Source organism: Hyphobacterium vulgare (genome assembly GCF_042643335.1).
Lineage (GTDB): Bacteria > Pseudomonadota > Alphaproteobacteria > Caulobacterales > Maricaulaceae > Hyphobacterium > Hyphobacterium vulgare.
Genome location: NZ_JBHRSV010000028.1, coordinates 264,827 through 290,000, shown reverse-complemented (window position 1 = coordinate 290,000; position 25,174 = coordinate 264,827). Strand labels below are relative to the sequence as shown.

The following is a 25,174-nucleotide window of genomic DNA, read 5'->3' as shown; positions in this document are numbered from 1 at the left end:
TTTCGCGCAACCCCTTTTTTTCATAAGAGCGTCACGCTTCTGCAGTGGCCCGGCCTGCAGCCCTTGCCCGCAAGGCGATCAGGCAGATGCGATATAAGCCTTCATCGCCTCGGCGTCGGCTTCGGTCTGTTCGATCTTGCGTTTGACCACATCGCCGATCGAGACGATTCCGGCGAGCCGGCCCTGCTCGAGCACCGGCAAATGGCGAATCCGCCGATCGGTCATCGACGCCATGACCTCCTCCACCGTGTCTCGCGGCGAGGCCGTGATCACATCACGGGTCATGCAGCCAGCGACGGGTTCGGTCAGGGCGCTGGCGCCCATTCTGGCGAGTTGGCGGACGATGTCGCGTTCCGACAGGACACCGGCGATCGCGCCGGAAGAATCGACGACCACGATGGCGCCGATCCGTTTCTGATCGAGAAGTGCCGCTGCTTCGCTGAGGGTCGCATCCGCCCTGAGGCTGAATACGTCCCGGCCCTTCTCGTCGAGAATGGCAGCCACATTCATTGGGCTCTCCCTGGTTCCGGGAGGTCGGATGATAGCACATCGCGCAGACGCGCGCGCGGAATTCAGTGGCGCTGGCGAAAAGCAGCCAGGAAGAGCGGGTAGAAAATCGCGCCGGCAACCAGCCCGCCGACATGCGCCGCCCAGGCGATAGCGATCCACATCTGGGTCCCGGCAAGGGCCAGAACGATATTGATGAGCAGCCAGGGCAGCGCCATGGAGAGCATGCCCCTCACCCCGCCCCTGGCCCAACCTGAGGCAACCAGGCAGCCGGAAATGCCGGTCGAGGCGCCGACCATCGGGATGCGCGACGCCGGATCGACCAGGAGCTCGGCCGCGACACCTGCCAGGGCGCAGACGACAAAGAAGAGCAGGAATCCGGCCGATGCCCGGAACCCGCGCCCGAACGGGCGTGCCGTGGCCGCTCCGAAGGCCAGCAGCGCCATCGTGTTCATGGCGAGGTGCAACCAGCTGCCGTGCACGAAGACGTGCAGAAGCCACGGCGCAATCGCCACCGAGGGGCCGGGCCTGTCGAACGCATAGGCAGGGACGAACGCCCCCCATTCGAATGCGAGATCGCACAGCGGCACGGACAGTTCCGCGGCGACACCGGTCAGCGCGACGGCCGTGGTCAGCCAGATGACCGCGACGGGCACGTCGTTGAACAGCGGTTGCCGACTGTCTCCCATTGGGACGGTCTCCCCTTTCATTCCCCTGCACCATATCGGGCCGATTCGGGCCGGATCACCGATTCCCCCCAAAGGAGAAAGGCTGTAGCGGACTTCCCCCGCTGGCATGACGGTTGCAGCGGACGCGGTCGAATGTGTTCACGAAGAGGACAAGCGATCATGACGCCGCGCAAGACCGCCCTCATGCTTTTCGCCGCTATCGGCGCCCTGTCGACCGCTCCGGCCCTGGCCCAGAGCGCGTCGGACTACCAGCGCCCGTGGGGAACGAGCCCTGGCCAGACGAGCCAGCCCTACCAGGCCGGCACTCGCGACGCGAACAACAACCGTGTCGTCGTGAACGGGGTGATGCAGACCGGTGTCGGTGTGCAGGCCGCAGGCCAGGGCACGGGCGGCGTTGGCCAGTCCTCGTCCACCGGAAATCAGTATTCCAGCGCCACGGCGATCGGAAACCAGCTGAACGTGGTCGTGAACGGCAACTGGAACACGGTCGTCGTCAATTCGACCCAGACCAATAACGGCACAGTCACTGCCACTTCCGGGACCGGCGGCAATGATGATCGCGAGCCGCAATGGGAGTACAACCCCAATGAGCGCTAGGAAGCTCCTGTCCGCCGCCATTGCCGCGCTGGCCGTGACCGGCTGCGCCGTGACGCCGAATTCCGGCGGCGACGGCCTTTATGCCCGTCCGATCGGCAATGCGCCGGTGACGCCGAATCCGACGCCCTATTCCGAGGCGCTCGTCTGCCTGGCGAACTATGCCCGCGCGCAGGGGCATCCCTCGCCGCGCGTCGCGGTCGGCCGCCTTTCGGACTATACGGGTGCGGTCGGGGCCGAAGGCGGTCCGGCGGTGACGCAGGGCGCATCGCTGATGGCGATGTCGGCCTTCTCGAAGGCCGGCGTGAACCTCGTCGAGCGCTTCGACACATCGGTGTCGGAACTCGAAATGCGCTATGCCAACAACCGTCTGATCGGCGACGAGGCCGAGGATGAAGGCTTCCGGCAGATCTATGCCGGCTCGATCCCCGGGTCGGACTTCACCCTGGTCGGCGGCATCACCGAGGTGAATTACAACATCCGCAGCCAGGGCGTGGACATTCTCGGCGGTGACCGGGGCGATTCCAGCCCGACGGGCCTTTTCAATGCGCGCATGTATGTGATGAATGTCGGGGTCGATCTGCGTCTGGTGAACACGCGCACGCTCGAAGTCGTCGACGTCATTTCCTACCAGAAGCAGATCATCGGGCGCGAGATCAGCGCCGGCGTGTTCTCCTTCTGGGACAGCGCGGTGATCGACGTGTCGGCCGGCGGCCGCTCGATGGAGCCGGTGCAGCTGGCCGTGCGCTCGCTGATCGAGCGCGCCGTCCTCGAATTCTCGTCCACTCTCTACGGCGTCGAAGCCGGTTCCGTGTGCCGTTTCGATGATCCGCTCGGTCCGACCAACGAGACCGGCGGCGTCAACACCCACACGGCCTATGCGACCGGAGCGGAGATCCGAAATGTCCAAGTACGCCAAAGCGTTGATCGCGGGCACGAGCGCCGTGACCCTGATGTTCGTGCCGGCCTTCGCGGACGATACAACTGAGATCGAGAACACGCAGGTCAATGACGCCGCCGATGTCCTGTCCCTTCTGAGGCTGGACACCGGCGACGCCGGCAATGCGACGCTCGCGACGGCGGCCATGGGCAACGCGCTCGAGGTCGACGTCAACGAGCCGCACGATGTCTCGAACGACCAGAGCTTCTCCGGGAGCGTCCGCGCGGAAGCCGAGACCACGCTCAATTCCCTCGATGGCACTGCGATCACGTCAGCCACGGCAATCGGCAATGCCGCCGTGTTCGACTTCGAGTCCGACGCCGACCTGACCTCGACGCAGACCGCCGCCGACGGTTCGACCGTCGATGCGGCCGCGACGCTGAACGTCAATGCCTATGCGATGAGTTCGATCACAGCCTCTCAGGCCGCGGCCAACGCCGTCGAGATCAATGCCGAGACCGCGTCCGTTGTCGGGCAGTTCACCCAGGACAGCGGCGCCGACGTGAGCGCGCGCACCACGCTGAACGCGCCGACGGGCGGACTCGGCTGGATGGCAGCAGGGGCGGCTGCGGCCAATGGCAACAACATCACGACCAGCGGCTTCGACGCGGACCAGATTCTCGATATCGACCAGACCAATCGCGGGCGCATCAGCTCCGACATGCAGGTCGAAGCCCGCGGGGGTTCGGAATTCATGACCGTTGCCTCGCAGGCGCAGGGCAATGGCGTCGATCTGAACAATCAGTGGGGCTATGCCCACATCCAGGGCCAGCAGACGAATGACGGCGAAGTCGACGCGAACACCCGGGTGGTGATCGATGATTTCGACATCGACAGCATCATCATGGCGTCGGAAGCGATCGGCAATTCAGCCCTGCTCTCGAACCAGGGGGCCGATACCTGGATGGGCGTGGCCCAGACCAACCGGGCCAATGTGAATGCGACGACCACGTTCGAAGGCGGTGTCGGCGGTGAAGTCACCGGTTCGGCGGCGGCCTATGGCAATGCCGCGACCAGCTATGTCTGCTCGAACTGTCCCGGTGTGGAAGCGCGCGGCCAGGTGAATCAGACGAACTCGGGTAATGTGACCTCGACCTTCCAGACGACCTACCAATCGGGCTGGGGCGTGATCGGGTCGGCGACGGCGGTCGGCAATTCGGCGACCTTTGTCAGCGAACGCCCCGGCGAAAGCGAATAGGTTGCAGCCGACCGGTCAATCTCCGGTCAGCATCATTTCCATTTCGAACCGATCCAATGCCTCGTCACCGATTGCCACGGTCTCCCGGCGAATGATCCGGAAGCCCATCGCTGTGAAGGCCGGCTGCGCCATCAGGCTGGCATGGACCCACAGGCGCTTTTCTCCACGCGCAACCGCGATGCGCCGGACTTCATCGAAGAGTTTGCGGAATACGCCGTCGCCCCGGCAGCCGGGGCGGATGTAGGCGAAGTCGACATAGCCGTCGCTCCGCAACGTCATGAAGCCCCGGATCTCACCGTTCTTTTCATCGAGAATGATCGTTTGGGATGACAGGCGCTCGCGCCAGGCCTGACCCGACCTCGGCGCGGGAACCCAGGCGGCGCGTTGCGCTTCGGCATAAGGACTCGGTCCGTTGCGAACCGCATCGAACATCACTTCGCCCAGGGCGTCGTGGTCCCGTTCGTTTCCGAGCCGCATGCCCATGCCGTCTCCGGTGCAGCTAAAGCGTTTTCCGGATCCATTCGAGCCGGGTGGTCTGCTGCACGCGCTCCAGCGCATGCCGCAAGGCATCAGGATGCCGGGGGTCGAGCGCGTCGATCACCTCGATCCGCTTCAGCACGCGGGATTCGAGTGCAGCTTTCAATTCCGCCCTTTCTGCAACTTCCAGGCGCATCCACAAAGGCGCACGAAGACGGAAAGGATCGAAGCCTGGCCCTATCGCCGTCGCGGTATCGATTGCCCATCGGCTGATCTCTGCTTTTCCCGATGCTGTCAGCTGCAGTGCCTTGGCAGGCCGTTTCCCGCGTGTCGCGTCTTTCGAGGCGACCCATCCCGCCTCTTCCATGCGGTTCAAAGCCGGATAGATCGCACCGGCACTGGCACTCCAGAAGGATGACGGCGAATCGAGGAAGGCCCGGCGCACGCCGTAGGCGGTCATCGGCCCTTCCATATCCAGAAGGGTCAGAATCGCCCCCTCAAGTTCTGTCATTCCCGTCCCCGCAACTGCGTGCGCGGTCTTTTATCGCCGACTGATCGGTGATGTGTATAGCCATATCCGGGTAAGGTCGGGGACTGCCCGGAACGAAAAAGCCCCGGCTTCCTTTGCGGAAGCCGGGGCCATTTGGTTTTCACGTTTTCGTGAACTCAGCGATAGCCGCCGACACCCCCGTCCAGCATCAGCGTCATGTTCGTTCCCGACGAGACTTCGCGGCGGTGCTCCACCATTTCGGTATAGGTCTCTTCCCGCCGCAAATAGACGACGCGAACGCCGGGGCCATACTGGCGCAGAAGCGACCGTTCATTGCAGTTCCGGCGCGGCTCCTCCGTGGCGCAATAGACGCGGCCACCCGGCTGGTGGCGCAGGGCTTCGCCGCGCTCGCACGCCATCGTGAAAGCTTCGTCCCAGACATCGCTGCCATCGACGCGCCAGCCGATCGTCACCTGCATCCAGGTCCCCGCGACACAGCGGAAGATCTCGCCATCCCAATCCGGGGCGACGCGCTCCTCGGGATCCGGGCGGGATGCCGGGTGCGGCGTGCCGCGATCATCCATGCAGACGGCACGGATGACACGCCATTCCTCGAGAATGCGCGTGCGCTCCTCGGCCACCATTTCGGTTTCGATCACACCTGCCAGCGTCAGGCCGGTGATCGCCGTGGCCGGAGGCGGTGCCCCGAAAGACCCCCCCCCGCCGCCGCCGATCGCGATCGCCGTGGCGCCGCCGGACGCGCCGGCACCGGCGCCAGCGCCGGCATTGGCGTTCGCATTCACGTTGACGTTGGTGTTGACCGACACATTGGTGTTCACATTGACGCCGATATTGATCCGCGGACCGTGGATCGTGATGTTTGGCGGGCGCACACGGTGTCCACCACCGCCGCAACCGCTGCCACAGCTTCCGCCGCCGCCACCATGTCCGCCACCGCCGCCGCAGGTCGTTCCGCAGCCACCGCCGCTACCCCCGCCGCTGCTTCCGCCACCAATGGCCGCCGCTTCAGGCATGCCAACCGGTGACCCGATCAGGGCCGCGCCGAACAATACAGCCATAAAGGCGTGCCGTGCTGATACGCGCATGGTCGTACTCCCTTGTTCCGGGAGGTGATGGTGCAAGCGACGGGCCGTTTTCGCCGCTGGCGTGTCCCGCGCTCGCCCGTCAGGGGTATGGCCCCGAATTTGAAGACGAAATGCGTGTCGGGACCGGAGAGGGTCCGGAAGCGGGAGTACACGGAGTGTCCATGCACGCGCATACCGAGACCTTGCTGGCCTATTGGGAGACGCGCCGGAATGGCCGTCCCGCGCCGGCACGCGCCGACATCGTTCCGCGCGACCTGTCGAACCTGCTGTCCTGGCTGTTCATCCTGGAACGGGCCGATGCCGACCATCATGTTTTCCGGCTGGCCGGTACCGGATTGTGCCAGCTCTACCGGCGGGAATTGCGCGAGCAGAATTTCCTCGACCTGTGGCGGGGGTTCGACCGTCATCACGTCAGGGCGCTGATCGAATCGGCCCTCGCCGCCCCGGCCCCGGCAACCGCGACCGCGACGGCCTATGCGCTGGACGGACAGACGATCGAGGCCGAACTGGCCCTGTTGCCCTTGCGCGGGCCATCGGGACAGGCCGACCGGGTTCTCGGACTGTATCAGCCGCTCTCTGCGCTGCGCGGACTGCAGGACCGTCCCGTCGTGCGTCAGAAGCTGACCGGACTGCAACCGCCGGCGCGCGAAATCTACACGCCGGTGGCCCTGCGCCCGCTGGCGGCAGTGTCGTTTGAACTGGTCGCCAACGACCGCTGATTCAGCCGCTCTCTCAAAAGCTTTCTTAACCGCCCTGCCCTATTCTGCCCGGCCAACGGGAGAAGTGTGGGCATGGTGGAAACACCGTCACGTCTGGACAAACGCAAGGTGCGCATTGCCGCACAAGGTGCCGCCGAACGGCGCCGGCACAAGCGTGTCCCGCTGGCATTGCCCGGCCGGCTCTACGAAAAGGGGCGCGGCGAACAGCGCTGCCGCCTGATCGATGTCTCCCCCGGCGGCGCCAAGCTGCTGGTCAAGGATCCGCCCCCGCCCAACAGCCATATCGTGCTGCTGGTCGATGGTCTCGGACGCCTTGAAGGCGATGTGATCCGTATCGGGGCGAACTGGCTGACCACGCGCTTCACCATGCAGACGCGCAAGCGTGACCGTCTGGCCGATGCGATTACCTGGCGTTTCAACATGGAACGCCTCGGTCTCGAGGAGGACCGGATTGCGCCGCGCAAGCCCGGCAAGGGCCAGGCGACCATCCGCCTGCGCGACGGCGTGCTCATCCGGGCCGACGTACTCGACATCTCGATCACCGGCGCAGCCTTCGCCTGCCTCGAACGCCCCCGGATCGGCGAACGCGTGCGGGTCGGCGAAATGACCGGCCGGGTTGCCCGGATACTCGAACGCGGCTTTGCCGTGGCCTTCGATCCGCCCTCGGCGGGGGAAGGCGAAGCCAAGCCGGAACCCGGCGCGGCGACCGATCTCAAACAGGCCAGCTGAACCCATCGTCACACGATGAGTTCAATGTGAACGGGGCGGCCCGATTCTTGCCCCACGCGAGCTGTATGTCTCGATTGAGCACGAAAAGAGTGTCCCGAAATGCCGCGTGACGATGGAAGTACGAAGACCTGGTTCGTGAAGGTCGATGGCCGTGTCTACGGCCCGTACACGGCTGCGCAGATGCGCGCCTATGTCGGCGAAGGCCGCGTCGCGGCGCATTCGCTGGTCTCCATCGAACGTGACGCAGGCTGGAAGCCCGCGGCAGACATCGAACTGCTTCGCGGCTGGCTGGACGAGGCTCGCGGTGCGCGCCAGCCTGCTGCGCAAACCGGGCAACTCGCGAATTTCATCGTGATTGCCGAGACCGGCGCCACCACCGCCGATCCGTTCGAGGCCGCGATGGGGCATCTCGGCGAATGCGTGAAGATCAGTGCTGGCGTCTGGCTGCTTCGCGCCGGCCTCAATGCGACCACGCTGCGCAACGAGCTGTCGCACCTCCTCGACCGCGACGACCGCCTGATGGTGGTCGATGCCAGTCACGACCGCACGGCGTGGTTCAATCTGGGGCAGGAAACCGACCAGAAGATCCGCGAATTGTGGGGCAAGAAGCCCAATTAGGGTTCAGCCCACTTCGCGCAACTCGGCGGCGTGCTTCTTCCAGTTTTCGACATAGTGATCGGCCGAGGCCTGCAGCAGTTCGGCAATCTCCTCGCCGTGCGTGCGGATCACCCGGCCCGGCGACCCCACAACCAGCGAGTTGTCGGGGATTTCCTTGCCCTCGGTCAGCAGGGTGTGTGCGCCGATGATGCAGTTCTTCCCGATCCTCACCCCGTTCAGCAGCGTGGAACCGATCCCGATCAGACTGCCATCGCCGATCGTGCAGCCATGCAGCATCACCCGATGGCCAACGGTGACATTGCGTCCGATCGTCAGCGGAAAGCCGACATCGGTGTGCAGGATCGAGCCGTCCTGGATGTTGGAATTCTCGCCGATCTCGATCGGGTCGTTGTCGCCGCGGATCACCGCGCCGTACCAGATGCTGGCATTCTCCCTCAGGATCACCCGCCCCATCACCTGCGCCGATGGCGCGACCCAGAAATTCCCGCTCTCGGGGGTTTGCGGAACGGCGTCGGCAATGGCGTAGAGCGGCATGGTGTTTCCTTCCGGACACGGGTTCACGAAGTTTCTGCGACGGCAGTGATCAGACTTTCTTCATCCCTGTAGGATGAGACTGTGTCTGCGATTCGAGCACAAGGTCGAAGCCGCAGATGGGTCCGAAAGGGGGTATGCCACCCGTGCGAAAGTCACTCGCACCACCATCCGGGACGATGCCGCACACGGCGGTTGAGTCCCCTGACTCCGGACCCCTCTCCCTGCATTTCGCTCTGTCCCGCCCCCCTGCATCCTGCACGGGGGTTTTTCGTATCTGGAGAAAACCTCATGGCTAAAAGGTCTGTGAAGCGTCGCGCTGCTGGCGAGTTCAATTCCGGTCACTACCAGGACGAACAAACCAAGGTGCGTGCGCTCTTTCCCGGCACCAACTGGAGTCCGGACGACAAGGAGCCGATGCGGGACCAGAGCTACGTCAAGAATGTCAAACCGCGATCGGAAGGCCAAGCCAGACTCATGAAGGCGATCGACGAGCACAACCTCGTCCTCGCCCTCGGACCGGCCGGTACCGGCAAGACCTATCTCGCCGTCGCCAAGGCGGTCGATGCGCTGGAAAAGGGATCGGTGTCGCGCATCGTGCTGTCCCGCCCGGCGGTCGAGGCCGGGGAAAGCATCGGCTTCCTGCCCGGTGCGATGGAAGAGAAGCTCGCCCCCTATCTGCGTCCGCTCTACGACGCCCTCTCCGACCGGTTGTCGCCGAAGCGGCTCAAGGCGCTGATGGCCGAAGGCCTGATCGAGATCGCGCCGATCGGATACATGCGCGGACGCACGCTGAACAACGCCTTCGTCGTCGTCGACGAGGCGCAGAACTGCACCTATGGCCAGCTGAAGATGCTGCTGACGCGTCTGGGCTGGCACTCGACCATGGTGGTCACCGGCGACCCGGCCCAGACCGACCTGCTGCCCGAACTGTCCGGCCTGGCCGGCATCGCCGAAAAGCTGGAACTCGTCGCGGATATCGGCGTGATCCGGCTCGACCAGGGCGATATCGTCCGCCACCCGCTGGTCGCCAGCATGCTCGACGTTCTGTAGCGGTTTTCAATTCGAACGCGTTGAACCGGCGGGGCCCATGGCTCCGCCGGTTTGCCTTATGCGTCAGTCGGTCGATACCACCACTTCCCCGTAGAGCCACGCTGCCGCCTCGCCCGGCGTCGCGCCGTCGAGATCGACCATGGCATTGGCCCGTCGCATGGTCTCGGCCGGGATGGCGTTGAGCAGCACCGACAGCGTGCCCGCCAGCGCCGGATTGCGGGCGGCATCGGGCGAGATCAGCATCACCGCGTCATAGGGCGGCAGGATCTGCAGCGGGTCATCCAGCACGACGAGGTCGTAGTCCGAAATCCGGCCATCGGTCGTGTAGGCACTGACCGCATCGACCTCGCCGTCACGCAGTGCGCCATACATGAAGGTGGAATCCATCGGCCTGGTACGCACATCCTGCAGCCCGTAGGCGTCGCGGCTGCGGGTCCATTCGGCGCGAACGAAGAATTCCGGGTCGCCGCCAACGCGAACGCTGCGGCCCGACAGATCGCCGATCGTCGCGATTCCGTTCACCTCGGCCCAGTCTCGCCGGACGGCATAGCCGTAGGCATTCTCGAAACCGAGCCGGCCGAGGGCGAGAATGCCATGCTCCTCGCGCAGCCAGCCGGCCATGCGCACGAACATGTCATAGCGCCCCGCGCCTTCCTCGCGCTCCATCACGGTTGCCCAGATCGTGCCGGTATAATCGACATAGACGTCGATCTCGCCCGAGCGCAGGGCATCAAAGGCGATGGTCGAGCCAAGATTCTCCCGGACTTCGACATCCGCCCCGGCGTCTTCCAGGACACGCTCCAGCAGTGCGGCGAGAATGTACTGCTCGGTGAAGCCCTTGGCCCCGATGACAACGGTCCGGCCTTCGATCCCGGCCATCACCTCGCCCTCGCCCGCGCCGATGCCGCGCGCCGCGGACGTGCCGGTGACCAATGGCAGGGCTGCGCCCATCGCCAGCACGGCCGCAATCGCGATCCCGGCGAAGGCCGGCGCGCGCTTGCGCTCCCGGGCGGCCAGTTCGGCCAGGCGGATCGCCTGATCGAGCAGGAAGGCGAGCCCCGCCGCAATGAGGCAGCCGAACACCACGGTCGTCCAGTCGCGGGTCTGGAGGCCGGAGAAGATGTAATTGCCGAGGCTGGTGGCCCCCACGGGGGTCGCCAGCGTGGCCGTGCCGACGATCCACACCGTGGCGGTGCGAAGCCCGGCAATGATGGTCGGGAGGGCCAGGGGCAGTTCAACCTGCCGGAGCGACTGCAGCGGCGTCATGCCGGTGCCGCGCGCGGCCTCGCGCACGACCGGGTCGACGCCCTGCAACCCGACCACCGTGTTCCGCAGGATGGGCAGGATGCCGTAGAGCGTGAGCGCGATGAAGGCCGGGGCAAAGCCGATCCGGCCGCCGAGGATCGGCACCATCAGGGCAAGAAGGGCCAGCGAGGGGATCGTCTGCAGCGTCGAGGCGATCCCGAGGACCGGCCCGGCGAGCGTCCTGTTGCGGGCGGCCAGGATGCCGAGCGGCACGGCGATCAGGACCGAGACGACAAGTCCCGACAGCACCAGTTGCATGTGCCCGCCGAGATAGGCGGGGAGGCTGGCGACGGCTTCGTCGAGGCGGTCAGGCATGCCCCGCCTCCAGCCGCTCGATCGCCCGCGCCTGCTGGCGCGGCATGGCGAGAAGATCCTCGACATAAGCGTCGCCGGGATCCTGGAGCAGATCTGCGGGCGTACCGGTGCGAACGACCCGCCCCGATTTCATCACCAGGATACGGTCGGCGATCAGCAGGGCCTCGGCCATGTCGTGCGTGACCAGAACGGCGGCGAAGCCGAGTTCGCGTCGAAGCGCCGTGAAATCGGACTGCAAGGCGCCGCGGGTGAGCGGATCGAGCGCACCGAAGGCTTCGTCGAGCAACAGGAGTTCCGGCTCGACGGACAAGGCGCGGGCAATCGCCACGCGCTGGCGCTGGCCACCGGACAATTGCGCCGGATAGCGGCCGCGATGCTCGGCGACGGAGAGGCGGACCTGTTCGATCAGCGCGTCCACCCGCGCATCGATCCGCGCCTTGTCCCAGCCGAGCAGGCGCGGCGTGACCGCGATGTTCTCCGCGACCGTCATGTGCGGGAACAGGCCATCGCCCTGCATCACCCACCCGATGCGGCGGCGCAGCGCCTCGGGCCTGAGCGCGGTGACATTCCCGCCGGCAAACGCAATCGACCCGCCCGTCGGTTCGATCAGGCGGTTCAGCATCTTGAGCGTGGTGGTCTTGCCGCAGCCCGACTCGCCGATGATGGCGAGGCATTCGCCGGCCGCTACCGTGAAGCTGACCCCGTCAACGGCGAGCGTGCCGTCGGCAAAGCGCTTGGTCAGGGCGTCGGCGGAGAGGGTCACGCCAGCCTATCAGACCTCTTCGAGGTCGATGTCCAGAATGGTGATCTCGAAGGAGAAGGAGGTTTCCCCCTCATCGACGATCTTCGAGACGACGCCGAGGCATTCCTGGCCGAGATAGATTTCCGCGCACTCGTCAGCGCGCTGACGGCGCTGGACGACGATGCCGGGGTTCAGCTTCTTCTGGAGAAAAGCCTGGAGCTTGTCGGATTCCTGCGGGGAGATGGTGGGCGTCACGGGTATTTCCCTGTCGCTTGATTGGAATGGAGTTTCGGATTCGCGCGGACCATAGCCGATCAATTGCCGGGATGGGAAACCGCTTCAGTCGTCGTCGCGCAGCGTCTGTTCCATGCGCCGGGCCGGTTCGGCACAGCGTCCGCCGACCGGTTGGGCCGGCACGCCTGCCACGGTGCAGTTCTCCGGCACGTCCTTGAGCACGACAGAGCCGGCTGCAACACGCGCCTCGTCGCCGACCCGGATATTGCCGAGCACGCTGGCCCCGGCCCCGATCAGCACGCCATTGCCGATCTTCGGGTGGCGATCCACGCCCTTGGCGCCGGTGCCGCCAAGAGTCACGCCATGCAGCAGTGACACGCCGTTTCCGACGCTTGCCGTTTCGCCGATCACGACGCTGGTCGCATGGTCGATCATGATGCCGCGGCCCATGCGCGCGGCGGGATGGATGTCCACAGCGAAGCGTTCTGATATCCGCGACTGGATGTGAAAGGCCAGCGTCTCGCGGCGCTCATTCCACAGCCAGTGGGCGATGCGATGCCCCTGCAGCGCGGCCCAGCCCTTGAAATAGAGAAAAGGTTGCAGCAGCGACTTGCACGCCGGGTCGCGCTCGTCGGTGGCCGTCATGTCGGCAGCGGCGCTTTCGGCAATCGCCGGATCGGCATGGATCGCCTCGGCGACCACGTCGCGGGCGACGAGATTGTCGAGCTGGGCGTCAGCCAGGGTTGCCGCGAGACGGTGGATCAGCGCGTCCTGAAAGGAATTGTGCCGCAGGACGGCGGCATTGAGAAAGCTGGCGAGGATCGGCTCTTCAGCCGCCGCAGAGGCCGCTTCGACGCGCAGGCGGGACCAGACGGCAGAGAGGCCCGTGCGGGCCTTGATCGGTTCGGCAGTCATCGCTTTTATTCTCCGCTCAGCATCGCCCGGGCGAGCCCGGCATCGAGCAGCCCGTTCGCCGCCATATAGTGCGCCTTCAACAGCATCGCCACCGTCAGCATGTCCCGGAATTCGCCGTTCACCGCCCTTTGAACCGCTTCGGCAAAAGGCAGGCGGCGCGGTTCGATGACTTCGGTCCCCTCGGGTTCGGCCTCGCCGTCAGTCAGGTCCCAGGCAATGAAGCCGATCGCAGGCTCGTTGGTGATGGAGTTCGAAAGGTCGACCTCCAGCATCTGAAGCCAGCGCATCGCGGTCAGGCCGGTCTCTTCCTTCAGCTCGCGCCTGGCGTCCTCCAGCGGATCGCCGCCGACGCGGCCACCGCCCTCGGGGATTTCCCACTCATAGCGGTCGGTTGCGAAACGGTGCTGGCCAACCATTTCGATGCTGCCGTCTGCGTGAATCGGCAGAACCGCGATCGCGACATGCTTCGGGCACATCACCGCGTAGACGGCCGGCTTTCCGTCCGGGCGTGTGGCGTCATGTTCGACGACCTGCATCCACGGATTGTCGTAGGCGATGCGCGTGCCGTGCACGCGCCAGGGGCCGCGGGTCTCGTCCATGTCCTGCTCCGTCGCCAACGCGGCGACACTGGCGCTATTCGGCAGCGCCGATCAAGGAGCCGCTGCGGGCACGCGACTTCAGCCGGGCCTTGAAGCCCGCCTTCTTCGCCTCGATGCGCTGCAACAGGACGAAGGCCGCCGGAGCGAAGAACAGCGCCAGAAGGGCCGAGCCCGCAACGCCGCCCGCCACGGCGGATGCGAAGGGCATCCAGAACGCATCGCCATCGATCAGGAGCGGCGCAAAGCCGCCAATCGTGGTCAGCGTGGTCGACAGGATGTGGCGGGTCGCGTCGATCACCGTGTCCTGGATCGCGTCGTGCCCGCCCGCCTTCACGGCGTCACTGGTTCTCAGAGCCGACAGGACGACGATCGTGCCGTTGATCGACAGACCGACGAGACCCATCGAGCCGACGATGGCATTGAAGCCCAGCGGTGTGCCGAACAGCCAGACGCCGAACAGGGCCAGACCGACCGACAGCACGCCCGTGACCAGCACGATCCCGGCATAGCGGAAGGAGTTGAAGGCGAGCACGACCGAACCGACCATCAGGATCAGCAATGGTATGGCGGTCCCGAACAGATCACCGACCGCGTCGCCGCGCGATTCCGCCTCGCCGCCGATCCGCAGTTCATAGCCGGGGGGCAGTTCGATCCCGGCTTCGTCGAGTCTGACCAGGAAGACATCGAGAACCGGTGCCGGCAGGGTAAAGGGTTCGATGAAACCGTAGACCGTGTTCACACGCCGCCCGTCGAGCCGGGAAATGTTGGACACTTCCGGCTGGAGCGAGACCGAACCCAACGCTCCCAGCGGCGAACCGAGGGAGGACGGATCCGTGCGGTCGGCGATCGTTGCGGCTGAAAGGTCGGACACGCTGGCGCGGCGATCATCTCTGGCGATCACACGGACCGGCAATTCCTCGACGCCTTCAAGCACACTGCCGCCGGGCGCACCGTCGAAGTCGGCGCGCAGCCGGTTGGCAAGTTCCTCGAGCCGGATACCGGCCATGCGCGCCGAGGCTTCGTCGATATCGAGCCGGGCCACCGGCGTGCCCATGCGCAGGCTGGCCGTCGTCGCGGTGACACCGGGAGTCCTGGCCAGGACGCCGCGCACCTCGTCCCCGAGCGCATCGAGCACGGCGAGATCCGGACCGACGAGCTGGATCTCGATCGGTGCGGGTATGGGCGGTCCCTGCTCGAAGGGCAGGGTCAGGAAGCGGCTTTGCGGAAAGGCGTCCATCACTTCGCGCTGCAGCCCGGGCAACAGGTTGCGCGTGACCGCGGCGGATTCGGTGCGCACGAATCCGGTGGCGAAATACGGCGAGTCCGACTGGCTGCCCGCGACATTGTAATAGGTGCGCGGTCCGCTCTCGCCGAGCGTCCACACGACGTCGATCACACCGTCATGCGACAGGATCAGATCGGTTGCGCGGCGGGCCTGACGTTCGGTTTCCTCGATCGAGGTATTGGACGGCAGCACCATCTCGACCTGGAACATGTCGCGGTCGGTGGGCGGGAAGAATTGCATCGGCAGGGTCGAGGCGGCGAAGAAGCCCGCAACCGGCAGGATGATCCCCGCGACCAGGCCGACCCAGGGGCGCGCCACGATCGTGTCGAGCACACCGCGATACATCGCGGTCAGCCGGCGGCTGGAGATTCCCTCCTGCCAGAAGGGCGAATTGTGCTGCGGCACACCGCCGTCGAACCATCCGGCCAGTGCCGGGATCACCGTCATGGCGAGCAGGAAGGAGGAGACCACGGCGAAGATGACCGAGATGCCGATCATCGAGATGAATTCGCCCGCACTGCCCGGCATCAGGGCGATCGGGGCAAAGGCAAAGACCGTAGTCAGGGTCGAGGCCAGCAGCGGCGCGAACAAGTGTTTCAGCGAACGGTTGATGGCGTCGAGCGGCGGCAATCCCTTGCCGCGCATCAGCCGGTATTCGTCGACCACGACAATGGCGTTGTCGATCAGCAGTCCGAGCGCCACGACGAGGCCGGTCACCGACATCTGATGCAACGGCTCGTCATAGATGTTGATCAGGAAGAGCACGAACAGGACGGTCAGCGGCAGGGCCGAGCCGACGATCAGCGCCGAGCGCCACCCCATCATCAGGAAGAGCACGACGAAGACGATCAGGGCGGAATAGCCGAGATTGGTCGCGAGCCCGTTCAGGCGGCTTTCGACATAGTCGGACTGCCGAAACAGGATTTCGACATCGACGCCGTGCGTCTCCGAAGCGAAGGCCTCGACCACTTCCATCGCGCGCGCCGACCAGGTGTCGACCCGCAATTCCGGCTGCAGATAGGCCGCGACGATCACGGTCTGGCGATTGTTGTGGAAGGAGGCGGTGGCGGCTGGCGTGCGCACGCCCTTCTCGACCTCGGCGATGTCGGCCAGGCGCACGAAGTCGCCTTCGGGGGTTTCGGCGATCGAAACGGACCGAATGCGATCAAGCGAGTCGAACTCGCCGGCGACCTCGACCGAGAGATTCACTTCACCATTGCGCAGCTCCCCGGCCGGGGTCTTGGAATCGGCGCTGGCAACCAGCTGGGCGACTTCGCCGACCGTGAGACCCAGCGCGGCGGCGGCGTCGGGATCGACGAGAACCCGGATCTCCTCTTCGGCCGCGCCGAAGACGCGGGTCTCGTCCGTACCGGAGAGATTGCCCAGCCGGTCCTGAAGATCCTGTGCGAGACGCGACAGGATCGCCAGGTTCGGCTCCTGCCCCTCCGGCCAGGTCAGGCCCACGACCAGTGTTGCCGCGCCCATGTAGAAGCGGGTGACATCGGGTTCGCCCGCACCGGCAGGCAGGGTCGGGCGGACGCTGTCGACCTGTTCGCGGACCAGGGTCCAACCCTCGTCAACTTCGCCCGGCGACAGGTCTTCGCGCATCGCGATCTCGATGATCGAGACGCTGTTGTGTGATTCCGATTCCAGCTCGTCGATTTCCGCCAGTTCCAGGATGGCCTGTTCCAGCGGGTCCGTAATCAGGGCTTCGACGCGCTCGGCAGACGCCCCGGGAAATACCGTGACGATCGATCCGTAGCGTTCGGTCAGGCTGGGGTCTTCCTGGCGGCCCAGCGTGAAGAAGGCGGCCAGTCCCGCTGCGACCAGCAGGATGATCGCGAGAATGGTGACGCGGGCGTAGCGGTAGAAGAGCGTGCTCATGCCTCGTCCCCGATGCGCACGCGCTGGCCGGGTGTCACCCGGTCGAGCCCGGCGCGCAGGATGATGGCCCCGTCCTCAACCGCTCCGCGGACGAAGGCGCGTCCGGAGTCGATCCGCACGGTTTCCACGGCATGGGGCGCGATCGTGTAGGTGCCGTATGCGTCGGCCTCGAGGACATAGACAGACCACAGGCCGCGGCGGCCCTCGGCCAGTGCCGATGTCGGTACCCAGAAGCCCGACGTGCCGATGGTCTGCAACAGGCGCAGGCGTGCGACCTGACCGGCCTGGGCGCGGCCTTCGACGTCAAACACGGCGGTCACGGATCGTGTGCGTGTGTCCACGACGCCGGTGGAGGCGCGGAAACGCGCGGCGATCTCTCCCGCGGCGGTTTCGAAGGCGTAGAGCGTGCCCGGTTCGAGCGCGGCGGCGTCTTCCGCCGGCAGCCCGACTCGGATTTCCAGCGCCGTATCCTCGACGATTCGCAGCAATCCCTGCCCGGGAGCCGCAATGCCGCCCTCATCGGACAGGCGGGCGGTGATGACGCCGTCGAACGGAGCCTCGATCACCGACAGGGCCAGCTGCGCCCGAAGCGCGTTCGCTGACGCCGCGGCAGCGCGGCGGCGGGCCTCGGCCGCGTCAGTGGACGTAGCGACCTCGTCGAGGCGCTGCCGGGAGATGTGTCCGCGTTCGAGCAAGGTCTGCTGGCGATCCTGGGTGGACTGCGCCAGAGCCACCTGTGCCTGTGCCTCCGCGGTCTGGGCGTCGGCGGCGGCAATCTGGGCTTCGAGCGCGCGGGTATCGAGCCGGGCCAGGACCTGACCAGACACAACCCGGTCGCCGACATCCACAGCGATGTCGTCGATACGTCCGCCGCGTTCGAAGCCCAGCTCGCTCTCGCGCCGGGCCGTCACCAGGCCGGGGAAATACTCTCCCATGCTGGCGTCGGACCGGTATTCAACCGTGAGCGTGGGAACCGAGGGCGTGGCCGCCTGTCCGAGTTCAAGGCGGGCATCGGCGCCGCGCGAGGCGCTGACCAGCACGACCAGGAAGGCGACACCGAGCGCGGCGGCCGCAACTGCTGCGCCCGCACCAAACCTTCTGAAACCGAGATGAACCGACATATCCCCCGCTCCCACATCTGCAGGCCGGGACACATCTAGGGCTTCGTGTGGCGTTTGAAAAGTGAACAGCGTTCACTTTTTTGTATGTCCGCTATGCGCAGACCCGGTCGGCGGCCAGGCCGCGGATGAGCATGTTGGTCTGGAAGTCGATCACCTGGTCGCGCGTGACATGCTCGGACCCCGGCATGCCGTGCGGGAATTCGTCCATGGATGCCAACAGGATGGCGAGGCCGTGGACGCTCGCCCAGACGCATTTCGACGCTACGGCGGGGTCCATCTGGCGGAAGCTGCCATTGGTGATTCCGGCCTCGACCATGTCCTTAAGTTTTTTTTCCGCGACGAAGGCGTAGCTGGTCTCGTCCGGGGCGTCGTCCTTGTCCCAGTTCGAGAACGCCATCAGGTAGTGTTTCGGCTCCTCCAGCGCGGTTTCGATATAGGCCCGGCCGCAGCGTTCGCAGAGCATCTGGACCTCACCGGCCTCGATGGCAGCCTCGTCCATGCGACGGATCAGGCGTTCAAAGAAGAGTTCGCGCATTTCCGCGAACAGCGCTTCCTTGGAATCGAAATACTTGTAGATCGCCGCCGGGGAGTAATCGATGGCTTCGGCCAGACGCCGCATCGAGATGCCCGCCTCGCCGTCCGCCGCGAAGATGGTTTCCGCTGCGTCGATGATCGCGTCGCGAACCCGTCGGCGCCGGCGCTCCGCCGGCGTGACGTCCTCGAGCGTGGTCTCGGTGGCCATGTAATCTTCCCTGAAAGTCGGACGTTATTCCGTCCGCAGCCCCGCTCATATAAGAACGCCGTTATCGACGCGTCAAAATTCACCCGCACAAGGCTCTCAGATGTCTGATGAAACCAACACCGCCGCGAACCGTTTCCCCGAGCCCGGCGAGCGCCTTGAAGGCGCGCGGCCCAGCCCGGAGACACTGGCGCTGATGGCGCGCCGGCGCTCGACGGCGGCGCGGGCGATGACGGAACCGGGGCCTGACGATTCGCAGCTGAAGACCTTGCTCAAGATCGCCCAGCGCGTGCCCGATCACGGCAAGCTGGCGCCATGGCGCTTCATCGTGTTCCGCGGCGAAGGCCGCGAACGCGCCGGCGCGATCGTGTCGAAAATCTTCGCCGGCAAGGAGGGCGGGACCGATGACGCGAAGATTGCCGAGGAGGCGGGACGCTTCACCCGAGCGCCGCTGGTGATCGCCGTCGTCTCCACCGTGCTGGAAAATCACAAGATCCCGGAATGGGAGCAGATCCTGTCGGCCGGTGCGGTGTGCCAGAACCTTCTCCTGGCCGCGAATGCGATGGGCTTCGCCGGCCAGTGGCTGACCGAGTGGTATGCCTATGACCCGCATGTGAAGGACGCGCTCGGCCTCAGGTCCGGCGAACGCATCGCCGGATTCATCCATATCGGATCGCCGGGCGAGGACCCGGTCGAACGCATCCGGCCCGACGCGATGGTCGGTTTCTGGGGAGAGTGAAGCTAGCCGCGTCCACGATAGGGCGCGACGCCCTGGTCCGGGACCCACAGCCCTTCCGGCGGCTGGCCGGTCTGGAAGAAGACGTCGATCGGAATGCCGCCGCGCGGATACCAGTAGCCGCCGATCCTGAGCCAGGCCGGGTCCAGCTCCTTCACCATGCGCTGCGCGATCATCGTCGTGCAGGCTTCGTGGAAGGCGCCGTGATTGCGGAAGCTGCCGAGAAACAGTTTCAGAGACTTGGATTCGACGATCCAGTCCTTCGGCGCATAATCAATGACGAGATGCGCGAAGTCCGGCTGGCCGGTCACCGGGCAGAGCGAGGTGAATTCCGGGCAGGCGAAGCGGATCAGGTAGGGCGCGTCGCACGGATTGGCGACGCGTTCGAGAATCGCAGCCTCCGGCGATGCAGGAAGCGCGGTGTCTCCGCCCAGCTGATTGAGGGTTTCGTAGCGCGTATCGGTCATGGGGCGGCTAGCTAGCGCCGATCCCCGGTGAAGGCAATCAGGCCTCGTCCCGCAGCGGCACGCCGGGACGGGAAAAGACCTCGCGAATCTGCACTTTCGACACGATGCGCTCGACATGCGGCAGCACGCTCAGCGTCTTGCGGTGCAGAATGTCGAAAGCGTCGGAATCCTCGACCTCGATCTTCAGGAGATAGTCCGTGGTACCGCCCACGAAATGGCACAGGCGAATCTCGCTCACGTCCTCGATCGCGGCCTCGAACTCGCCTTGCGCCTTGGCATTCTGGCTGGACAGGTTGACGTCGAGCCAGACCGGGAAGGTCTTGCGGCCCATGGCGCGCGGATTCAGCACGGCAACATAGCGATCGATGATTCCGGCGCGTTCCAGCGCCTTCACCCGGCGATGGCAGGCCGAAGGCGACAAGCCGACCCGCGCCGACAGATCGGCGACGGTCAGCTGGCCATTCTTCTGCAAGGCTTCGAGAATCGATAGGTCACGCTCATCGAGACTGATCGGTTCGGAAGGCGCAGGCGATCCATCCACGGCGTGGCTCCAGTAAGTGACTACCCGTCGCGCAAACGCCTGGGACGCCGTTCGGTTTCATGGCAATGACAGCGCATGATGGCGAAACCGGTATTCCCGGTGTAAGAGGGCGCGGAATTCGTGGCGCGGACCCGGAGCGGTCGTGCCGAGATCAAGACCTGCCCTTTGGAGACGAATGATGCGGATTGGTGTCCCCACCGAAATCAAGGTTCGCGAGTACCGGGTCGGCCTGACCCCAGACGGCGCTTCGGAACTCGTGCGCGCCGGCCACGACGTGCTGGTGCAGTCGGGTGCCGGTGAAGGCGTCGGCTTCTCCGACACGGCCTACACCGCTGCCGGCGCGAAGATCGCGCCCGACGCCGCCAGCGTTTACGGCGACGCCGACCTGATCGTGAAGGTGAAGGAACCCCAGCCGTCGGAAACGGCGATGCTGCGCCCCGACCAGACACTGTTCACCTATCTGCATCTGGCTCCGGATCCGGTTCAGGCAGAAGGCCTCAGGAAGTCGGGCTGCACGGCGATCGCCTACGAGACGGTGACCGACGCGGACAATCGCCTTCCGCTGCTGAAGCCGATGTCGGAAGTCGCCGGGCGCATGTCGATCCAGGTCGGCGCGCACTGCCTTGAAAAGACGCAGGGCGGACGCGGCATGCTGCTGGGCGGCGTACCGGGCGTTCTGCCCGCGAAGGTCGTGGTCCTCGGCGGCGGTGTTGCGGGCACGCATGCAGCGGAAATGGCCGTTGGCGCGCGCGCCGACGTCACCGTGTTCGACCGCTCGGTGAAGCGCCTCGCCGAACTCGACACGCAATTCGCCGGCGCGATCAAGACGGCGTTCTCCACCCCCGCGGCGGTCGAAAAGGCCGTCATGGAAGCTGACCTCATCATCGGCGCGGTGCTGATCCCCGGTGCGGCCGCGCCGAAGCTGGTCACCCGGGCGATGCTCAAGGGCATGAAGGACGGCGCGGTTCTCGTCGACATCGCGATCGACCAGGGCGGCTGCTTCGAGACCTCCAAGGCCACGACGCACGACAACCCGACCTTCGTCATCGACGGCATCGTTCACTACTGCGTGGCGAACATGCCGGGCGCGGTGGCGCGGACCTCGACCTTCGCGCTGACCAACGCCACCCTGCCCTTCACCGCCGCGCTGGCGAACAAGGGCACGCAGAAGGCGCTGAATGACGATCCGCACCTGGCGCGCGGCCTCAACGTCGCGGAAGGCGAGATCACCTACGAACCGGTCGCCCACGACCTGAAGGTCCCGTATGTGAAGCCGTCCTGGCTGACGAGCATCTAGGTTTGCCGCTCAACCCGATGCGAACGGCCCGTCCGATGAGGCGGGCCGTTTCGATTCTAGCCGCAGATCCGGGCCTTCGCCGCCGCGTATTCGCGCGACAGGCGGGCGATCATCTCCGCGGCGGGGACGACGGATTTCACCGCGCCGATCCCCTGGCCCGAGCCCCAGATATCCTTCCAGGCCTTCCTGGCGTCGCCGCCGAAATTCATCGCCGAAGGATCGCTTTCGGGCAGATTGTGCGGGTCGAGCCCGGCCGCCGCGATCGACGGGGCGAGATAGTTGCCGTGCACGCCGGTGAAGAGGCTGGAATAGACGATATCGTCTGACGTGCCGTCGACGATGGCCTGCTTATAGGCCTCGGCAGCACGCGCTTCCGCCGTCGCGATGAAGGCCGAGCCGATATAGCCATAGTCCGCGCCCATCGCCTGCGCTGCCAGCACGGCGCCGCCGGTCGAGATCGAGCCGGACAGCGCCAGCGGACCGTCGAAGAATTCACGGATTTCCTGCACCAGCGCGAAGGGCGACTTGATGCCGGCATGGCCGCCCGCACCCGCGCACACGGCGATCAGGCCGTCGGCGCCCTTTTCCAGCGCCTTGCGGGCGAAGGTGACGTTGATGATGTCGTGCAGCGTGATCCCGCCCCACGAATGGACGGCATCGTTCAGTTCCACCCGCGCGCCGAGCGAGGTGATGACGATCGGCACCTTGTATTTCGCGCAGGTCTCGAGATCGGCCTCGAGCCGGTCATTCGAACGGTGGACGATCTGGTTGACGGCGAAGGGCGCGGCGGGCGCATCGGGGTGCGCCTTGTTGTAGCTGTCGAGCTCGGACGTGATTTGATCCAGCCATTCGTCGAGCTGGCTTTGCGGGCGGGCGTTGAGGGCCGGGAAGCTGCCGACGATACCGGCCTTGCACTGGGCCAGCACCAGGTCCGGATTGGAGATGATGAAGAGCGGCGCCCCGATGACGGGCAGGCGCAGTTTTCCCTTCAGGGCTTCGGCTTCGGCCATGCGTTTGGTCCCCTTCCCTCGTCCGCCCCACAGGGCGGTGAACAGCGTTTACGGGGAAGCTAGGGGGCGGCAGGCGGGAAGTCGAGCTGTGACTGAACCTGATCGTTCACCTCATCTTGATCGCTCGCGGACATAATCAGAGATCGCTTAGCTTTTAGTCGCTGAATGAACCAAGATCGATTGCGAACAATACGTTCTGGGAAATATTGCTCTAAATCAAAAATTGTCATCAATCCGTCTTTTCCTCGGTAACTTTCCGAAATTATTTTTTTTAAAATATTCGGTAGAATCAAATTATTATTTCTAATCGGCGATTCTAAAGATTGGCCTTGCAGCGCATTTCGTATTGCACGCACTCGTTTTGTTAAATTTAAATTTCTTGGGTATATTTTTGAGTCTATGGAACCGTCTGCGCCAACTGGTATCAATACAGTTGAAGAAATTTCCTTTCGTATTTTTTCTCCAACACTGTATTCGGAATTTATAACACTTTTACTTAAAAACGTTAATGTGTCCTCAACCAAGCTTAACTGAATTCTCTCTAATAGGTATTCATGAAGACTATTATCGTAATACTTGAATGCCCGAGCATAATATTCAATGAGCACGTCTTCCTGGGTATTATCCCACTCCGCGCCTTCCAAATTTGCCTCTCGAAAATCCGCCTCAACAAATAATGCACCTCGAAAATTCGCACCGCTTAAGTCGCTACCAGAAAAATTAAATCCTTTCAAATCGCTACCCGAAAAATTAACGCCCTTCAAATCCATTCCTCGAAAGTCTTCCTTTGGATTTAATTTTGCACAATTAACCAATATATCGAATCTAGTGCTTTCTTCTGAAATAACTCGGTCGATTGCGTCGTCATCAAGATGAACATTATCAAATTTCGTCATTTTCTACAACCTCAATCAGCCTCGATTGCGACAGCGTTATATTGGCACCAATCCTTCCGATTGCTTTCTTAATAAGTATCTCGATTATTTTTGCCTTGTTTCCGTTTGTAATCCTGACTGAGGAACCATCGTCAATCTTATATAATTCCTTTAAGACAATCCAATCCGGCCTGACAAAAAGATCGACATAAATCTCACCCAATTTATCATCAGTTTTAGCAAGGTCGCATATATTGTCATCACCTATAATTCGTCCCTCTAAAACGCCTCCGGTTACTTCTGCAAGGCTCCACAAGTCTGCGCTGAGCGCCCGCACTCTGTACTTTATACCACTAACACTTTCGTTAGTTCTATTTTTCCTGAAACTCTTTGATTCCCACTTAGCGCGTCCCTCAGCGCCGATTCCCTTGCTCGCGCTCGCTAAAGCTCTTGCCTCGACATGTGTTTGCGTACCGGCAAATTCGGTTTTAGAAATTTCACTTAGATAATCAATCTGATGAGGCGCTTGCCCATCCTGTAGGCGTGTGTTTTTCGCAATCTCGAGGTTCTCGTATGTAATTTTCACTCGGCATTCCGAAACTCCGCACACGGCTTGGTAGCGGTCGCTGAATATTTCGTGTTCACCGCAGCGAACAACTAAATTTAATGCCAGCCGAGATTCATCGGAGCCCTGCACCGCAGCGCACTCGATCTCAACCAAACTTTTCAACTCATTTTGTGTTTGTTCAGAAATTTTCAAAGTGCGCTCTCTATAGGTTAACATTAAAGGTTTTAATTTCTTTCTACTGATGACGCTAACCGCGTTCAACGCAATTCGTACCTACTGATCCGGCGGGGCGTCGCAATGCGTCCACATATAGAGGGCGAGGTAGGAGCGGTGCGGCGCGAAGCGCTCGGCGGTGCGGACCGATTTCCGGCGCGGTGAGGTGAGCCGCTGCAGCGTCTTGCGGGCGGCGACATCGCCGTCGGGCCAGACATCCGGATCACCGAACCAGAAGATGTTCAGCATGTCCGCCGTCCACTGCCCGACGCCCCAGATGGCGGTCAGGCGCGCGGCGCGTTCCGGCGTGGTCAGGCCGCGCATCTTCTCGGCGTCCAGCGCGCCGTCCCGGGCCGCGGCGGCAATCGCGATCATCGATTTCGTCTTGGCGCCGGACAGGCCGCAGGTGCGTAGAAGTTCGGTATTGCCTTCGTGGAAGTGGCCGACCAGCGGACGGCCTTCAGCGCTCGCCTCGACCCGGCCCCAGATCGTGCGTGCCGCCTTCACCGACAGCTGCTGCCCGGCGATGGCGCGGCAGAGATATTCCGCCAGCGGCAGATCGGCCCGGTTCGGCAGCTCCAGCGGCCCGGCGCGCTCGATCGCCCGCGCCAGATCCGCACTCAGCGGCGCGGCGGTCTCGACGAAGCGGGCATGGATGGCGCGGTGCGGCATGTCGG

Annotated in this window: 29 protein-coding genes; 9 read left to right on the top strand and 20 right to left on the bottom strand. The window is 64.2% G+C overall.

The annotated features are described in order from the left end of the window. Positions 1–78: 78 nt before the first annotated feature. Positions 79–510: a CBS domain-containing protein gene (locus tag ACFOOR_RS13845; RefSeq protein ID WP_343163179.1), complete on the bottom strand. Its 432-nt coding sequence runs from the start codon at positions 508–510 to the stop codon at positions 79–81. 62 nt (positions 511–572) lie between these two features. Then, a complete protein-coding gene (locus tag ACFOOR_RS13840) occupies positions 573–1,196 on the bottom strand; it encodes a rhomboid family intramembrane serine protease (RefSeq protein WP_343163178.1) in 624 nt (207 codons plus the stop codon). A 159-nt stretch (positions 1,197–1,355) separates the two neighbouring features. On the opposite strand from ACFOOR_RS13840, the gene hfaA reads away from it, so the two are divergent. Genes hfaA through hfaD form a run of 3 tightly spaced genes read left to right on the top strand, consistent with a single transcriptional unit; the run spans position 1,356 to position 3,928 of the window. Next, entirely contained in the window at positions 1,356–1,793 is a 438-nt protein-coding gene (gene hfaA / locus ACFOOR_RS13835) for a holdfast anchoring protein HfaA (RefSeq protein WP_343163177.1), read from the top strand. Beyond that, a complete protein-coding gene (gene hfaB, locus ACFOOR_RS13830) occupies positions 1,783–2,778 on the top strand; it encodes a holdfast anchoring protein HfaB (RefSeq protein ID WP_343163176.1) in 996 nt (331 codons plus the stop codon). The genes hfaA and hfaB overlap by 11 nt, the downstream gene beginning before the upstream one ends. Beyond that, positions 2,693–3,928 (top strand): holdfast anchor protein HfaD, encoded by a 1,236-nt coding sequence (gene hfaD / locus ACFOOR_RS13825; RefSeq protein WP_343163175.1) that lies wholly within the window; start codon positions 2,693–2,695, stop codon positions 3,926–3,928. Before hfaB ends, hfaD begins: the two co-directional genes overlap by 86 nt. 15 nt (positions 3,929–3,943) lie before the next feature. Here hfaD and ACFOOR_RS13820 read toward each other — a convergent pair whose 3' ends face one another. The 3 genes from ACFOOR_RS13820 to ACFOOR_RS13810 all read right to left on the bottom strand — a co-directional run bounded on the left by ACFOOR_RS13820 (position 3,944) and on the right by ACFOOR_RS13810 (position 6,001). Beyond that, complete coding sequence (locus ACFOOR_RS13820; RefSeq protein WP_343163173.1) at positions 3,944–4,405, bottom strand: GNAT family N-acetyltransferase; 462 nt, start codon at positions 4,403–4,405, stop codon at positions 3,944–3,946. Between the two features lie 22 nt (positions 4,406–4,427). Then, on the bottom strand, positions 4,428–4,916 hold the full coding sequence (locus ACFOOR_RS13815; protein WP_343163172.1) for a PadR family transcriptional regulator: 489 nt from the start codon (positions 4,914–4,916) through the stop codon (positions 4,428–4,430). Positions 4,917–5,071: 155 nt separating this feature from the next. After that, the gene (locus ACFOOR_RS13810) at positions 5,072–6,001 is read right to left on the bottom strand and encodes a hypothetical protein (protein ID WP_343163171.1); all 930 of its coding nucleotides are present in this window, start codon (positions 5,999–6,001) and stop codon (positions 5,072–5,074) included. Positions 6,002–6,162: 161 nt separating this feature from the next. Between ACFOOR_RS13810 and ACFOOR_RS13805 the strand changes: the two genes are divergently transcribed. From ACFOOR_RS13805 to ACFOOR_RS13795, 3 genes are all read left to right on the top strand, one after another. Further along, the gene (locus tag ACFOOR_RS13805; protein ID WP_343163170.1) at positions 6,163–6,720 is read left to right on the top strand and encodes a PAS domain-containing protein; all 558 of its coding nucleotides are present in this window, start codon (positions 6,163–6,165) and stop codon (positions 6,718–6,720) included. A 72-nt stretch (positions 6,721–6,792) separates the two neighbouring features. Beyond that, positions 6,793–7,449, top strand: a complete 657-nt coding sequence (locus tag ACFOOR_RS13800; RefSeq protein WP_343163169.1) for a PilZ domain-containing protein — start codon at positions 6,793–6,795, stop codon at positions 7,447–7,449. Positions 7,450–7,548: 99 nt separating this feature from the next. Next, the gene (locus ACFOOR_RS13795) at positions 7,549–8,067 is read left to right on the top strand and encodes a DUF4339 domain-containing protein (RefSeq protein WP_343163168.1); all 519 of its coding nucleotides are present in this window, start codon (positions 7,549–7,551) and stop codon (positions 8,065–8,067) included. Between the two features lie 3 nt (positions 8,068–8,070). Here ACFOOR_RS13795 and ACFOOR_RS13790 read toward each other — a convergent pair whose 3' ends face one another. After that, the gene (locus tag ACFOOR_RS13790) at positions 8,071–8,601 is read right to left on the bottom strand and encodes a gamma carbonic anhydrase family protein (protein WP_343163167.1); all 531 of its coding nucleotides are present in this window, start codon (positions 8,599–8,601) and stop codon (positions 8,071–8,073) included. Between the two features lie 288 nt (positions 8,602–8,889). On the opposite strand from ACFOOR_RS13790, the gene ACFOOR_RS13785 reads away from it, so the two are divergent. Then, entirely contained in the window at positions 8,890–9,651 is a 762-nt protein-coding gene (locus tag ACFOOR_RS13785) for a PhoH family protein (RefSeq protein WP_343163166.1), read from the top strand. A 63-nt stretch (positions 9,652–9,714) separates the two neighbouring features. Here ACFOOR_RS13785 and ACFOOR_RS13780 read toward each other — a convergent pair whose 3' ends face one another. The 8 genes from ACFOOR_RS13780 to ACFOOR_RS13745 form a co-directional block, all read right to left on the bottom strand. Further along, positions 9,715–11,271, bottom strand: a complete 1,557-nt coding sequence (locus ACFOOR_RS13780; RefSeq protein ID WP_343163165.1) for an ABC transporter permease/substrate-binding protein — start codon at positions 11,269–11,271, stop codon at positions 9,715–9,717. Then, positions 11,264–12,034, bottom strand: a complete 771-nt coding sequence (locus tag ACFOOR_RS13775; protein ID WP_343163164.1) for an ATP-binding cassette domain-containing protein — start codon at positions 12,032–12,034, stop codon at positions 11,264–11,266. Before ACFOOR_RS13775 ends, ACFOOR_RS13780 begins: the two co-directional genes overlap by 8 nt. A 9-nt stretch (positions 12,035–12,043) precedes the next feature. Beyond that, entirely contained in the window at positions 12,044–12,268 is a 225-nt protein-coding gene (locus tag ACFOOR_RS13770; RefSeq protein ID WP_236954402.1) for a DUF3126 family protein, read from the bottom strand. A gap of 84 nt (positions 12,269–12,352) precedes the next feature. Continuing rightward, a complete protein-coding gene (gene cysE / locus ACFOOR_RS13765) occupies positions 12,353–13,162 on the bottom strand; it encodes a serine O-acetyltransferase (protein WP_343163163.1) in 810 nt (269 codons plus the stop codon). A gap of 5 nt (positions 13,163–13,167) precedes the next feature. Further along, a complete protein-coding gene (locus ACFOOR_RS13760) occupies positions 13,168–13,761 on the bottom strand; it encodes an NUDIX hydrolase (RefSeq protein WP_343163161.1) in 594 nt (197 codons plus the stop codon). Positions 13,762–13,795: 34 nt separating this feature from the next. After that, positions 13,796–16,930: an efflux RND transporter permease subunit gene (locus tag ACFOOR_RS13755; protein ID WP_343163160.1), complete on the bottom strand. Its 3,135-nt coding sequence runs from the start codon at positions 16,928–16,930 to the stop codon at positions 13,796–13,798. Then, entirely contained in the window at positions 16,927–18,051 is a 1,125-nt protein-coding gene (locus tag ACFOOR_RS13750; RefSeq protein WP_343163159.1) for an efflux RND transporter periplasmic adaptor subunit, read from the bottom strand. Before ACFOOR_RS13750 ends, ACFOOR_RS13755 begins: the two co-directional genes overlap by 4 nt. Positions 18,052–18,142: 91 nt before the next feature. Then, on the bottom strand, positions 18,143–18,793 hold the full coding sequence (locus ACFOOR_RS13745; RefSeq protein ID WP_343163158.1) for a TetR/AcrR family transcriptional regulator: 651 nt from the start codon (positions 18,791–18,793) through the stop codon (positions 18,143–18,145). Between the two features lie 100 nt (positions 18,794–18,893). Here ACFOOR_RS13745 and ACFOOR_RS13740 point away from each other — a divergent pair, with 100 nt between their 5' ends. After that, the gene (locus ACFOOR_RS13740; RefSeq protein WP_343163157.1) at positions 18,894–19,529 is read left to right on the top strand and encodes a nitroreductase family protein; all 636 of its coding nucleotides are present in this window, start codon (positions 18,894–18,896) and stop codon (positions 19,527–19,529) included. Between the two features lie 2 nt (positions 19,530–19,531). Here the strand turns inward: ACFOOR_RS13740 and queF are convergent, their stop codons facing one another. Both queF and ACFOOR_RS13730 read right to left on the bottom strand, forming a co-directional pair. Next, positions 19,532–19,993 (bottom strand): preQ(1) synthase, encoded by a 462-nt coding sequence (gene queF, locus ACFOOR_RS13735; RefSeq protein WP_343163156.1) that lies wholly within the window; start codon positions 19,991–19,993, stop codon positions 19,532–19,534. A gap of 37 nt (positions 19,994–20,030) precedes the next feature. After that, positions 20,031–20,534: an Lrp/AsnC family transcriptional regulator gene (locus tag ACFOOR_RS13730; RefSeq protein WP_343163155.1), complete on the bottom strand. Its 504-nt coding sequence runs from the start codon at positions 20,532–20,534 to the stop codon at positions 20,031–20,033. Between the two features lie 178 nt (positions 20,535–20,712). Between ACFOOR_RS13730 and ald the strand changes: the two genes are divergently transcribed. Beyond that, positions 20,713–21,831 carry an alanine dehydrogenase gene (ald, locus tag ACFOOR_RS13725; RefSeq protein ID WP_343163154.1) on the top strand — a complete coding sequence of 373 codons (1,119 nt, stop codon included), beginning with the start codon at positions 20,713–20,715 and terminating at the stop codon, positions 21,829–21,831. 56 nt (positions 21,832–21,887) lie between these two features. Here ald and ACFOOR_RS13720 read toward each other — a convergent pair whose 3' ends face one another. From ACFOOR_RS13720 to ACFOOR_RS13705, 4 genes are read right to left on the bottom strand one after another with little or no spacing between them, the layout of a single operon-like run. Then, positions 21,888–22,841 carry an NAD(P)H-dependent flavin oxidoreductase gene (locus tag ACFOOR_RS13720; protein WP_343163153.1) on the bottom strand — a complete coding sequence of 318 codons (954 nt, stop codon included), beginning with the start codon at positions 22,839–22,841 and terminating at the stop codon, positions 21,888–21,890. 59 nt (positions 22,842–22,900) lie between these two features. Beyond that, positions 22,901–23,737, bottom strand: a complete 837-nt coding sequence (locus ACFOOR_RS13715; protein ID WP_343163152.1) for a pentapeptide repeat-containing protein — start codon at positions 23,735–23,737, stop codon at positions 22,901–22,903. Further along, a complete protein-coding gene (locus ACFOOR_RS13710; protein WP_343163151.1) occupies positions 23,724–24,500 on the bottom strand; it encodes a hypothetical protein in 777 nt (258 codons plus the stop codon). Before ACFOOR_RS13710 ends, ACFOOR_RS13715 begins: the two co-directional genes overlap by 14 nt. 57 nt (positions 24,501–24,557) lie before the next feature. After that, positions 24,558–25,169 carry a DNA-3-methyladenine glycosylase family protein gene (locus tag ACFOOR_RS13705; protein ID WP_343163150.1) on the bottom strand — a complete coding sequence of 204 codons (612 nt, stop codon included), beginning with the start codon at positions 25,167–25,169 and terminating at the stop codon, positions 24,558–24,560. Positions 25,170–25,174: the final 5 nt, after the last annotated feature.

What these genes read in the sequence shown, in the direction of transcription:
- ACFOOR_RS13845 (WP_343163179.1), bottom strand. Translation starts at nt 510, where the DNA reads ATGAATGTGGCTGCCATTCTCGACGAGAAGGGCCGGGACGTATTCAGC.
- ACFOOR_RS13840 (WP_343163178.1), bottom strand. Translation starts at nt 1,196, where the DNA reads ATGGGAGACAGTCGGCAACCGCTGTTCAACGACGTGCCCGTCGCGGTC.
- hfaA (WP_343163177.1), top strand. Translation starts at nt 1,356, where the DNA reads ATGACGCCGCGCAAGACCGCCCTCATGCTTTTCGCCGCTATCGGCGCC.
- hfaB (WP_343163176.1), top strand. Translation starts at nt 1,783, where the DNA reads ATGAGCGCTAGGAAGCTCCTGTCCGCCGCCATTGCCGCGCTGGCCGTG.
- hfaD (WP_343163175.1), top strand. Translation starts at nt 2,693, where the DNA reads ATGTCCAAGTACGCCAAAGCGTTGATCGCGGGCACGAGCGCCGTGACC.
- ACFOOR_RS13820 (WP_343163173.1), bottom strand. Translation starts at nt 4,405, where the DNA reads ATGCGGCTCGGAAACGAACGGGACCACGACGCCCTGGGCGAAGTGATG.
- ACFOOR_RS13815 (WP_343163172.1), bottom strand. Translation starts at nt 4,916, where the DNA reads ATGACAGAACTTGAGGGGGCGATTCTGACCCTTCTGGATATGGAAGGG.
- ACFOOR_RS13810 (WP_343163171.1), bottom strand. Translation starts at nt 6,001, where the DNA reads ATGCGCGTATCAGCACGGCACGCCTTTATGGCTGTATTGTTCGGCGCG.
- ACFOOR_RS13805 (WP_343163170.1), top strand. Translation starts at nt 6,163, where the DNA reads ATGCACGCGCATACCGAGACCTTGCTGGCCTATTGGGAGACGCGCCGG.
- ACFOOR_RS13800 (WP_343163169.1), top strand. Translation starts at nt 6,793, where the DNA reads ATGGTGGAAACACCGTCACGTCTGGACAAACGCAAGGTGCGCATTGCC.
- ACFOOR_RS13795 (WP_343163168.1), top strand. Translation starts at nt 7,549, where the DNA reads ATGCCGCGTGACGATGGAAGTACGAAGACCTGGTTCGTGAAGGTCGAT.
- ACFOOR_RS13790 (WP_343163167.1), bottom strand. Translation starts at nt 8,601, where the DNA reads ATGCCGCTCTACGCCATTGCCGACGCCGTTCCGCAAACCCCCGAGAGC.
- ACFOOR_RS13785 (WP_343163166.1), top strand. Translation starts at nt 8,890, where the DNA reads ATGGCTAAAAGGTCTGTGAAGCGTCGCGCTGCTGGCGAGTTCAATTCC.
- ACFOOR_RS13780 (WP_343163165.1), bottom strand. Translation starts at nt 11,271, where the DNA reads ATGCCTGACCGCCTCGACGAAGCCGTCGCCAGCCTCCCCGCCTATCTC.
- cysE (WP_343163163.1), bottom strand. Translation starts at nt 13,162, where the DNA reads ATGACTGCCGAACCGATCAAGGCCCGCACGGGCCTCTCTGCCGTCTGG.
- ACFOOR_RS13760 (WP_343163161.1), bottom strand. Translation starts at nt 13,761, where the DNA reads ATGGACGAGACCCGCGGCCCCTGGCGCGTGCACGGCACGCGCATCGCC.
- ACFOOR_RS13755 (WP_343163160.1), bottom strand. Translation starts at nt 16,930, where the DNA reads ATGAGCACGCTCTTCTACCGCTACGCCCGCGTCACCATTCTCGCGATC.
- ACFOOR_RS13750 (WP_343163159.1), bottom strand. Translation starts at nt 18,051, where the DNA reads ATGTCGGTTCATCTCGGTTTCAGAAGGTTTGGTGCGGGCGCAGCAGTT.
- ACFOOR_RS13745 (WP_343163158.1), bottom strand. Translation starts at nt 18,793, where the DNA reads ATGGCCACCGAGACCACGCTCGAGGACGTCACGCCGGCGGAGCGCCGG.
- ACFOOR_RS13740 (WP_343163157.1), top strand. Translation starts at nt 18,894, where the DNA reads ATGTCTGATGAAACCAACACCGCCGCGAACCGTTTCCCCGAGCCCGGC.
- queF (WP_343163156.1), bottom strand. Translation starts at nt 19,993, where the DNA reads ATGACCGATACGCGCTACGAAACCCTCAATCAGCTGGGCGGAGACACC.
- ald (WP_343163154.1), top strand. Translation starts at nt 20,713, where the DNA reads ATGCGGATTGGTGTCCCCACCGAAATCAAGGTTCGCGAGTACCGGGTC.
- ACFOOR_RS13720 (WP_343163153.1), bottom strand. Translation starts at nt 22,841, where the DNA reads ATGGCCGAAGCCGAAGCCCTGAAGGGAAAACTGCGCCTGCCCGTCATC.
- ACFOOR_RS13715 (WP_343163152.1), bottom strand. Translation starts at nt 23,737, where the DNA reads ATGACGAAATTTGATAATGTTCATCTTGATGACGACGCAATCGACCGA.
- ACFOOR_RS13710 (WP_343163151.1), bottom strand. Translation starts at nt 24,500, where the DNA reads ATGTTAACCTATAGAGAGCGCACTTTGAAAATTTCTGAACAAACACAA.
- ACFOOR_RS13705 (WP_343163150.1), bottom strand. Translation starts at nt 25,169, where the DNA reads ATGCCGCACCGCGCCATCCATGCCCGCTTCGTCGAGACCGCCGCGCCG.